At 58.1% G+C, this 8,878-nt stretch carries 11 protein-coding genes; 7 read left to right on the top strand and 4 right to left on the bottom strand.

The features are described 5' to 3' along the window. Positions 1-121: 121 nt before the first annotated feature. Together RTY00_RS13615 and rutR are read right to left on the bottom strand one after the other, a co-directional pair. Positions 122-1,096, bottom strand: a complete 975-nt coding sequence (locus tag RTY00_RS13615; RefSeq protein WP_312664816.1) for a metal-dependent hydrolase — start codon at positions 1,094-1,096, stop codon at positions 122-124. 23 nt (positions 1,097-1,119) lie between these two features. Beyond that, entirely contained in the window at positions 1,120-1,755 is a 636-nt protein-coding gene (gene rutR, locus RTY00_RS13620; RefSeq protein ID WP_036649823.1) for an HTH-type transcriptional regulator RutR, read from the bottom strand. Between the two features lie 308 nt (positions 1,756-2,063). Here rutR and rutA point away from each other — a divergent pair, with 308 nt between their 5' ends. The 6 genes from rutA to rutG are packed head-to-tail and all read left to right on the top strand — an operon-like array spanning position 2,064 to position 7,014. Further along, entirely contained in the window at positions 2,064-3,155 is a 1,092-nt protein-coding gene (gene rutA / locus RTY00_RS13625; protein ID WP_008109441.1) for a pyrimidine utilization protein A, read from the top strand. Beyond that, complete coding sequence (gene rutB, locus RTY00_RS13630; RefSeq protein WP_179451326.1) at positions 3,155-3,865, top strand: pyrimidine utilization protein B; 711 nt, start codon at positions 3,155-3,157, stop codon at positions 3,863-3,865. Before rutA ends, rutB begins: the two co-directional genes overlap by 1 nt. A gap of 42 nt (positions 3,866-3,907) precedes the next feature. Then, on the top strand, positions 3,908-4,303 hold the full coding sequence (gene rutC, locus RTY00_RS13635) for a pyrimidine utilization protein C (RefSeq protein WP_008109435.1): 396 nt from the start codon (positions 3,908-3,910) through the stop codon (positions 4,301-4,303). Next, positions 4,303-5,106, top strand: a complete 804-nt coding sequence (rutD, locus tag RTY00_RS13640; RefSeq protein WP_312664817.1) for a pyrimidine utilization protein D — start codon at positions 4,303-4,305, stop codon at positions 5,104-5,106. Before rutC ends, rutD begins: the two co-directional genes overlap by 1 nt. 15 nt (positions 5,107-5,121) lie before the next feature. Further along, the gene (gene rutF / locus RTY00_RS13645; protein WP_312664818.1) at positions 5,122-5,643 is read left to right on the top strand and encodes an NADH-dependent FMN reductase RutF; all 522 of its coding nucleotides are present in this window, start codon (positions 5,122-5,124) and stop codon (positions 5,641-5,643) included. 45 nt (positions 5,644-5,688) lie between these two features. After that, positions 5,689-7,014, top strand: coding sequence for a pyrimidine utilization transport protein G (gene rutG, locus RTY00_RS13650; RefSeq protein WP_312664819.1), 1,326 nt, complete (start codon positions 5,689-5,691; stop codon positions 7,012-7,014). Here the strand turns inward: rutG and RTY00_RS13655 are convergent. Continuing rightward, positions 7,011-7,925 carry a DMT family transporter gene (locus RTY00_RS13655; RefSeq protein WP_008109428.1) on the bottom strand — a complete coding sequence of 305 codons (915 nt, stop codon included), beginning with the start codon at positions 7,923-7,925 and terminating at the stop codon, positions 7,011-7,013. The genes rutG and RTY00_RS13655 overlap by 4 nt on opposite strands. A gap of 109 nt (positions 7,926-8,034) precedes the next feature. After that, positions 8,035-8,199, bottom strand: coding sequence for a general stress protein (locus RTY00_RS13660; RefSeq protein WP_061717065.1), 165 nt, complete (start codon positions 8,197-8,199; stop codon positions 8,035-8,037). Positions 8,200-8,496: 297 nt separating this feature from the next. On the opposite strand from RTY00_RS13660, the gene wrbA reads away from it, so the two are divergent. Then, positions 8,497-8,878 (top strand): NAD(P)H:quinone oxidoreductase (gene wrbA, locus RTY00_RS13665; RefSeq protein WP_312664820.1); only part of this gene is annotated, 382 nt, incomplete at its 3' end.

The raw sequence follows: 8,878 nt of genomic DNA on the forward strand, positions 1-8,878 counted from the left end.
CGAAGGCACCGCGCTAGCGGCGCGAGGACGGCCCGTGACGCAGCAGATGTGTCAGCGCCCGCACGAATAGCAATCCTTAAGAATAATGCAACCAGGTCGCCATAAATGGCGCCCCTACAAATCACAGTCGTTCGCGGAGTTTGTGCCATGCTTGCGACAGCGAGGGCCGCATCGAAGGTTCACGCTGTGGCGCGAGCTCCGGCGACTGCGGAGATCCCAGATTAAAGGTAAAGGTGTAATCCGGCTCTTCACCCATGCGCAAATCGCTGATCAACGTACGATCGCCCTGCTGCTTCATTGCATAAAAACCATGACTAAACCACGCCACACGCTCGGCATGCCATTGCCCTTTAAACGGTGCAAACAGCGCGGGCTGACGGTCGTGCCAGCTTATCTGCAGCGGACGCCCTGGCGACAATAGCGACCAATAGGCTTCGCCATAACGATCCGGCGTCATGATCACCGTGCGCCACACCAGCGTATTAAAGGCGGTCGGCGTCACCAGCAATTGCTCGGGCTGCACCGATTGCTGCGTCAGCGCTTGCTCAATGTGCTGAGTCGCGATGCTTTGTGCCAGCATGCTCCAGCCGAGATAGAGCGTACTCACCAGCAATCCCGCCTGATTCCAGCGCAACCCCCCCGCATCGCGCCGCCATAGGGCGACGAGCAACGCAATCAACAACGGCAAGGTATACAAAGGATCGATGATGTACATGCTGCCAATGGCATAGGGGAAATCGGTGAGCGGCAGGCCCAGCTGCGTACCGTAAACCGTGGTGAGATCCAGCAGCGGATGCGTCACCAGCGCCAGCCACATCGCCAGCGTCCAGCCGCGCCAGTGCGCGCGACTGCGTGTCGCACCGGCCACCAGCCAGCCGAGCAGCGGTGCGAATAAGGTGAGGAATATCAGCGCATGACTTTCGGTACGATGCAGCGTCATATTGCGGATGGCGTCGCCGTGGTCGATAAACACGTCGAGATCCGGCAAAGTGCCCGCCACCGCGCCTACCAGCGCCGCTTGCCACAGCGGAACGCGTTTGCCCATCACCGCAACAGTGACCGCCGCGCCTAACGTCAATTGTGATAACGAATCCATGCACTCTCCTTGGACCAGCGGGATCAGCGCACGCGGATCCCTTCAATAATCATGCGTTGCACATTTTCCAGCGTCTGTTCAAAGAACGCCGCATCGTTCAACGTCTGGCCGGTAATCGCTTCCACCTGCGAGGCGAAATCCGCATAGTGCTGCGTGGTAGCCCACAGCAGGAAAAACAGGTGCTGCGGCTGCACGCCCGCCAGCCGCCCTTCAGCGATCCACTGCTCGATAATCGCCGCTTTCTCATCCACCAGCGCTTTTAAATCGCCGGCCAGTTCACCTTTCAGCAGCGGCGCGCCCTGCAACATCTCAAGGCAGAACAACCGCGAAGCTTGCGGATGATCGCGCGAGACTTCCAGTTTGAGGCGAATGTATTGACGAATGGCCGTCAGCGGATCGTGATCGTGCTGCAGCGCACGCAATGGTGCCAGCCATACATCAAGAATCTCTTTTAAAACCGCCACATACAGCACTTCTTTCGACGGATAGTAATACAGCAGATTGGTTTTCGAGACATCGGCACGCTCCGCCACTTTATCCAGGCTGGTGCCGTGAATGCCGTATTGCGAGAAGAAGGCTAATGCCGCTTCCAGAATGGCTGCCCGCTTTGCGGCGACCGCACGCGAACGGCGTCCCGGTTTTTTTTCATCGCTTTTCACACTGTTACCTCTTCCGTCCTGCATGAACGCATCATAACAAAGGCCCTCTTTCCTGCCTAATCGCCCGCCTGCACCTTTTTTGACCAGGTCACGCAAGAAAAGCGTGCAAAACGTTTTGACCAAACGGTCTGAATTGGACCAATCACTCCAGTTTACAAACATCGCTACTTTTAACACATTGTTATTTAAGTCTTTTGAAAATGTGGCACAGCCTTTGCAATTTTGTGATAGAGCGCCGCCCGCAGGATGCGTGCAGGAAGCAGCGCAGCGCGTGAAGCAGTCCCCCGTCTAATGCAGAGAGGTTTCACATGAAAATTGGCGTCTTTATCCCGATTGGTAATAACGGCTGGCTGATCTCCACCCATGCGCCGCAATACAAACCGACCTTTGAACTGAACAAAGAGATCGTGCTGAAAGCGGAGCACTATCATTTCGACTTTGCTCTTTCGATGATCAAGCTGCGCGGCTTTGGCGGTAAAACCGAGTTTTGGGATCACAACCTCGAATCCTTTACGCTGATGGCGGGACTCGCGGCGGTGACCTCACGCATTGAGATCTACGCCACCGCCGCCACGCTCACCTTACCGCCCGCGATTGTGGCGCGTATGGCTTCCACCATTGATTCCATCTCCAATGGCCGCTTCGGCGTCAACCTCGTCACCGGCTGGCAGAAACCCGAGTACGAGCAGATGGGCTTGTGGCCGGGCGATGCCTACTTCTCCAGTCGTTACGAATACCTGACCGAATACGTCACCGTGCTGCGTGATTTGTGGGGCACCGGCCAGAGCGACTTCAAAGGCGAGTTCTTTACTATGAACGATTGCCGCGTCAGCCCGCAGCCGCAGAAACCGATGAAAGTGATCTGCGCCGGCCAGAGCGATGCGGGCATGGCGTTCTCGGCGCAGCATGCCGATTACAACTTCTGCTTTGGCAAAGGCGTCAACACGCCAACCGCCTTCGCGCCAACCGCCGCGCGCATGAAACAAGCTGCCGATAAAGCGGGCCGCGACGTCGGTTCTTATGTGCTGTTTATGATCATTGCCGCCGAAAGCGACGAGGCCGCACGCGCCAAATGGGAGCACTACAAAGCCGGAGCCGATGAAGAAGCGCTCGCCTGGCTCACCACACAAAGTCAACAGGACACTAAATCTGGCAGCGACACCAACGTGCGCCAGATGGCCGATCCGACCTCCGCCGTCAACATCAACATGGGCACGCTGGTGGGTTCTTACGCCAATGTGGCACGAATGTTGGATGAGGTTGCTTTAGTAGATGGCACGCAAGGCGTGTTGCTCACCTTCGACGACTTCCTGCAAGGCATCGAAGATTTCGGTGAACGTATTCAGCCATTAATGCAGTGTCGCCACGATTTAATCGCATCCCAGCAGGAGGTTGCCTGATGAGTACCGTTGTTTGCGCCCACACCTCAACTTTACCGAACGTCACCTTGCCGGCGCGCCCGGAAGCCATCGCGCTGCCGCCCGCGCAAAGTGCGCTGATTGTGGTGGATATGCAGAACGCCTACGCCACGCAAGGCGGCTATCTCGATCTGGCGGGCTTTGATGTTTCCGCCACCAAACCGGTGATTGCCAAAATTCATCAGGCGGTCACCGCGGCGCGCGCTGCCGGGATGCAGATCATCTGGTTCCAGAATGGCTGGGATGATCAATACGTTGAAGCCGGTGACGCAGGATCCCCTAACTTCCACAAATCCAACGCGCTGAAAACCATGCGTAAGCGCCCGGAGCTTCAGGGCACGCTGCTGTCGAAAGGCGGCTGGGATTATGCGCTGGTCGATGAGCTGGTGCCGCAGGAAGGCGATATCGTGCTGCCGAAACCGCGCTACAGCGGCTTCTTCAACACCTCGCTCGACAGCATGCTGCGCAGCCGTGGCATTCGGCATCTGGTGTTTACCGGCATTGCTACCAACGTCTGTGTGGAATCGACGCTGCGTGACGGCTTCTTCCTGGAGTATTTCGGCGTGGTGCTGGAGGACGCGACCTATCAGGCAGGTCCGGCGTTTGCGCAGCAGGCGGCCATTTTCAACATTGAAACGTTTTTTGGCTGGGTCAGCGATACCGACACTTTCTGCGAAACGCTGAAAAGCTAACGCCTCAATTCACCTGCACATCAATAAGAAGAGGATTTCGCCATGCCTAAAAGTGTGATTATTCCGCCCGGCAGCGGTACGCCAATCGCGCCATTCGTGCCCGGCACCTTAGCTGACGGCATTGTCTACGTCTCCGGCACCTTGCCGTTTGATGCCAATAACAACGTGGTGCACGTCGGTGATGCTGCCGCGCAAACGCGTCACGTGCTGGAGACCATCAAAAAGGTGATCGAAACCGCTGGCGGCACCATGGACGACGTGACCTTCAACTCGATTTTTCTCACCGACTGGAGCAACTACGCGGCGATTAACCAGATCTACGCCGAATACTTCCCCGGCGATAAACCGGCACGCTTCTGCATTCAGTGCGGCTTAGTGAAACCGGATGCGCTGATTGAAATTGCTACCGTTGCGCATATTGGGAAACAGGAGGCGTGATGCATCTGGAGATTCAGGGTTTAACCGCTGAAGATGCGCCGACGCTGGTGCTCGCCTCCGGTTTGGGCGGCGTCGCCGGTTTCTGGCAGCCGCAGCTGGCGGCGCTGACGCCGCATTATCGCGTGGTGACCTACGATCAGCGCGGCACCGGCCGCAGCGCAGATACGCTGCCGGACGGCTACAGCATGACGATGATGGCAGCAGAGCTGGCGGAGGCGCTGGAACAGCACAGCATTCAGCATTACGACATTATCGGCCATGCGCTGGGCGGCTTAATCGGCCTGCAGCTGGCGCTGGACTTCCCGCAGCGCGTGGGTCGCGTGGTGGTAATCAACGGCTGGCTTTCGCTCGATGCGCACACGCAGCGCTGCTTCCAGGTGCGTCAGGATCTGCTGATGAACGTCGGCGTCGAAGCCTTTGTGCGTGCGCAGCCGCTGTTCCTCTATCCCGCTGAATGGCTGGCGCGCAATCAGGAACGCATTAACGCCGAAGATGCGCACCATGTCGCCCATTTCCAGGGCATGGAAAACCTGTTGCGCCGCTTGCATGCGCTGAAAAGCGCGGATTTCCGTCCACACGTGGCGCGCATCAACCAGCCGGTATTAGCGATTTGCAGCCAGGACGATCTGCTGGTGCCGTGGAGCTGCTCACCGCAACTGGCGCAGGCGCTGCCCAACGGCAGCCTGATTGAGATGGCATGGGGCGGACACGCGATGAGCGTCACCGATGCCGACAATTTTAATGCGCTGCTGCTGCGCTGGCTGGCCGATACGGCTGCGCCAGCCCAGCGTGCGGCCAGCTAATCACAGGAGCAGCCAATGAGCGTGCATGAACTGCCTGTTTTACCCGCTGTAGAACGCGATGCGTTTCGCAACGCGATGGCGTGCTTAGGCGCGGCGGTAAATATCATCACCACCGACGGCCCCGCCGGACGCGCCGGTTTTACCGCCTCGGCGGTGTGCAGCGTGACCGATACGCCGCCGACGCTGCTGGTTTGTCTTAATCGCTCTGCGTCGGTGTGGCCGATTTTTCGCGACAACGGTTATCTGTGCGTCAATACACTTGCCGCCGGACATGAAGATCTCTCAACGCTGTTTGGCGGCAAAACGCCAATGGCAGAACGCTTTGCCGCCGCTGACTGGCACACGCTGGCCAGCGGTTCACCGCTGTTAGACGGCGCGCTGGTGTCGTTTGATTGCAAAGTGGCGCAAGTGGTCAGCGTGGGCACGCACGACATTCTGTTTTGCGAAGTGCAGGCGCTGGTACGCAATGATGAAACCCACGGTCTGGCATGGTTTGACCGTGGCTATCATCACCTTTTACGGCAGGACGCCCGCTAACGCCGCCTTGTGCGGCCCGCTTTCACTGACACCCTGGAGATGACGATGGCGAGTTCCTGGTTCCCCCGCTGGCAGAAAAAGTCAGCCTTGACCGATGATGGGCTGATTGCGCCGGACGAAACGCTGCCGTTTGCGCAGACGGTCGTCCTTGGCCTGCAGCATGCTGTGGCAATGTTTGGCGCAACGGTGCTGATGCCGTTGCTGATGGGACTGGACCCCAATCTGGCGATTCTGGTTTCGGGCATCGGTACGCTGCTGTTCTTCCTGATCACCGGCGGACGCGTACCCAGCTATCTCGGATCCAGCGCGGCGTTTGTCGGCGTAATCATTGCGGTAACCGGCTTTAACGGCCAGGGACTCAACCCCAATCTGGCGCTGGCGCTGGGCGGCGTTATCGCCTGCGGCGCGCTCTATACCGTGATTGGCCTGATCGTGATGAAAGTCGGCACCGGCTGGATTGAGCGCCTGATGCCGCCGGTGGTCACGGGCGCGGTGGTGATGGCAATTGGTCTGAACCTGGCACCGATTGCGGTGCACGGTGTTTCCGGATCGATGTTCGACAGCTGGATGGCGGTAATGACGGTGCTGTGCATTGGTCTGGTGGCGGTGTTTACGCGCGGTATGATTCAGCGCCTGCTGATTCTGGTCGGCCTGATTGTCGCGTGGGCCATCTATGCGCTGCTGACCAACGTGATGGGCTTTGGCAAACCGGTGGATTTCAGCGGCCTTGCCAGCGCGCCGTGGTTTGGCCTGCCGCACACCACTGCTCCGATCTTTGATATGCAGGCCATCGTGATGATCGCGCCAGTGGCGATCATTCTGGTGGCGGAAAACCTCGGCCACATTAAAGCCGTAGCGGGCATGACCGGACGCAACCTCGATCCCTGGATGGGACGCGCCTTTGTTGGCGATGGCCTGGCAACCATGCTGTCCGGCTCAATCGGCGGCAGCGGCGTCACCACCTACGCAGAAAATATCGGCGTGATGGCGGTAACCAAAGTCTATTCCACGCTAGCCTTCGTGGCCGCCGCAGTGATCGCTTTGGTGCTCGGCTTCTCACCGAAATTTGGCGCGCTGATTCACACCATTCCCGGTCCGGTGATTGGTGGCGCATCGATTGTGGTGTTTGGTTTGATTGCGGTGGCAGGTGCACGCATTTGGGTGCAGAACCACGTGGATTTCAATCAGAATGGCAATTTGATTATGGTAGCGACCACGCTGGTGCTGGGCGCGGGTGATTTTGCGCTGAAGATTGGCAGCTTCACCATCGGCGGCATCGGTACCGCCACCTTTGGTGCCATCATTCTGAACGCCATTTTACAACGTCGCGGAGCCGCACTGGCGAACCAGGCGGCACGGCAACATCCTTAAGGTTCGAGCGGTGCCTGATCGGGCACCGCTTTCTTGCGGCGAATACGCAGCTCGCTGACGATCACCCCACAAACAATCAATGCCGCGCCCAGCAGCGCCGCCGCAGGTAAACGCTCACCCGCCAAACGTCCCACCACGCCCGCCCATACCGGCTCACCGGCGTAAATCACCGTGGCACGCGTCGGTGAAACACTGCGTTGCGCCCAGTTCATGGTCACCTGAATCAAGGCACTGGCTGCGCCCAAACCCAACGCGCTCAGCAGCAGCGGCGTTGACATAGCGGGAACTGATTCGCCATTGGGGATCATCAGAACAAAGGCGCAGGCCGATGCCACCATCAGCTGGATCAGCGTTACGCGGCGCACATCAACCTGTCCGGCATAGCGGCTGATCAGGATGATCTCTGCCGCGATCGCCAGCGTACTCAGCAACGTGGCGATTTCACCGGCGTTCAGCGTCAAACTGCCATCCTGCGGACCGGCCACCAGCACTAAACCGGTAAACGCCAGCAAAATGCCCAGCCACGCCATTAATCCCGGCGGACGACGCAGGAATAACCACTGCAGCAGCGGCACCACCGGCACATACAGCGCGGTAATGAATGCCGACTGGCTGCTGGAAATGGTTTGCATGCCCCAGGTTTGCAGACCGTAGCCGCCGGCAATCGACAACCCGATCAACGCACCAGCTTTGATTTCCAGCCAGGTCACCTGCTTAAGATAACGACGGAAGAAAAAGGCCAGCAGCAGCGATGCCGTGGCAAAACGTAATCCGACAAAGAAGAACGGACCGGAATGCGCCATCGCGCGGTGTACCACCAAAAAGGTGCCGCCCCAAACCATGGTAATAAAAATGAGCACCAGCTCCTGACGCGAAATACGCAGGCTGAGACGAGAAGAGGAAGCGGACATAACGCACCAGAATAATCAATTGGCGGTCAGTTTGCTCAGAGAGCGGGGAAATTGCAATGCTTGTTACCGCCGGGCGAACCCGGCGGCCGGGGATTAACGGGCAGTCGCGCTATTTCTTGCCGCGGCTGCGTCCCCCTTTTTCACCGGCTACTGAAGCGCGCTGTGGGTCGTTTCTGAAATTACCCCCGCTGTTTTTGCCGCCTTTGCGACCCGCTTCTGCGGCCCTTTCACGGTCCTCTGCGAAATTGCCTGATCCTCCACGATGTTCGGCCATCATTTCCTCCAGGGATTGAGCGTTCAGTTTAGGGGCTGATCACGATGCTGCCGTGAAAAGCACGGCGGCGGACATCCCGCACGCCTGATTAAATAATAGACAACGCAACGGTGAGATCGGCCTGATATTCATAATTTGAAACAGATAATTCACTCATTTATCTGCGAAAAACCAAATTTACCGCCGCGTTACAAGCAGTTAGCCGACACTTATTGGCACCTGCTTAACCTCTGTACAGCAGCCTGCGCAGGCTCTTCTATACTTCTGATTACTCATCACCCCAGCAGGATGAAAACTATGGCAAAGATTTTGGTGCTCTATTATTCGATGTACGGACATATTGAAACCATGGCGCAAGCCGTGGCCGAAGGTGCAAAGAGCGTGAGTGGCGCGGAAGTCACGATACTACGCGTGCCGGAAAGCATGGATGCCGAGCGTTTCGCCCAGGTTGGCGGCAAAGTGAATCAGGCCGCGCCTGAAGCGAAACCGGAAGATTTGCCGCAGTACGATGCCATCATCGTTGGCACACCGACGCGCTTCGGCAACATGGCGGGCCAGATGCGTAACTTCTGGGATCGCACCGGCGGCCTGTGGGCTTCGGGCGCGCTGTACGGCAAAATCGCTAGCGTCTTTGCCTCTACGGGCACCGGTGGCGGCCAGGAGCAAACCATCACCTCCG

It is taken from the genome of Pantoea sp. CTOTU49201 (genome assembly GCF_032054795.1).
Taxonomy (GTDB): Bacteria; Pseudomonadota; Gammaproteobacteria; order Enterobacterales; family Enterobacteriaceae; genus Pantoea; species Pantoea symbiotica.

What these genes read in the sequence shown, in the direction of transcription:
- rutF (WP_312664818.1), top strand. Translation starts at nt 5,122, where the DNA reads ATGAGCGTGCATGAACTGCCTGTTTTACCCGCTGTAGAACGCGATGCG.
- rutA (WP_008109441.1), top strand. Translation starts at nt 2,064, where the DNA reads ATGAAAATTGGCGTCTTTATCCCGATTGGTAATAACGGCTGGCTGATC.
- RTY00_RS13615 (WP_312664816.1), bottom strand. Translation starts at nt 1,096, where the DNA reads ATGGATTCGTTATCACAATTGACGTTAGGCGCGGCGGTCACTGTTGCG.
- RTY00_RS13655 (WP_008109428.1), bottom strand. Translation starts at nt 7,925, where the DNA reads ATGTCCGCTTCCTCTTCTCGTCTCAGCCTGCGTATTTCGCGTCAGGAG.
- rutD (WP_312664817.1), top strand. Translation starts at nt 4,303, where the DNA reads ATGCATCTGGAGATTCAGGGTTTAACCGCTGAAGATGCGCCGACGCTG.
- rutC (WP_008109435.1), top strand. Translation starts at nt 3,908, where the DNA reads ATGCCTAAAAGTGTGATTATTCCGCCCGGCAGCGGTACGCCAATCGCG.
- rutB (WP_179451326.1), top strand. Translation starts at nt 3,155, where the DNA reads ATGAGTACCGTTGTTTGCGCCCACACCTCAACTTTACCGAACGTCACC.
- RTY00_RS13660 (WP_061717065.1), bottom strand. Translation starts at nt 8,199, where the DNA reads ATGGCCGAACATCGTGGAGGATCAGGCAATTTCGCAGAGGACCGTGAA.
- rutG (WP_312664819.1), top strand. Translation starts at nt 5,689, where the DNA reads ATGGCGAGTTCCTGGTTCCCCCGCTGGCAGAAAAAGTCAGCCTTGACC.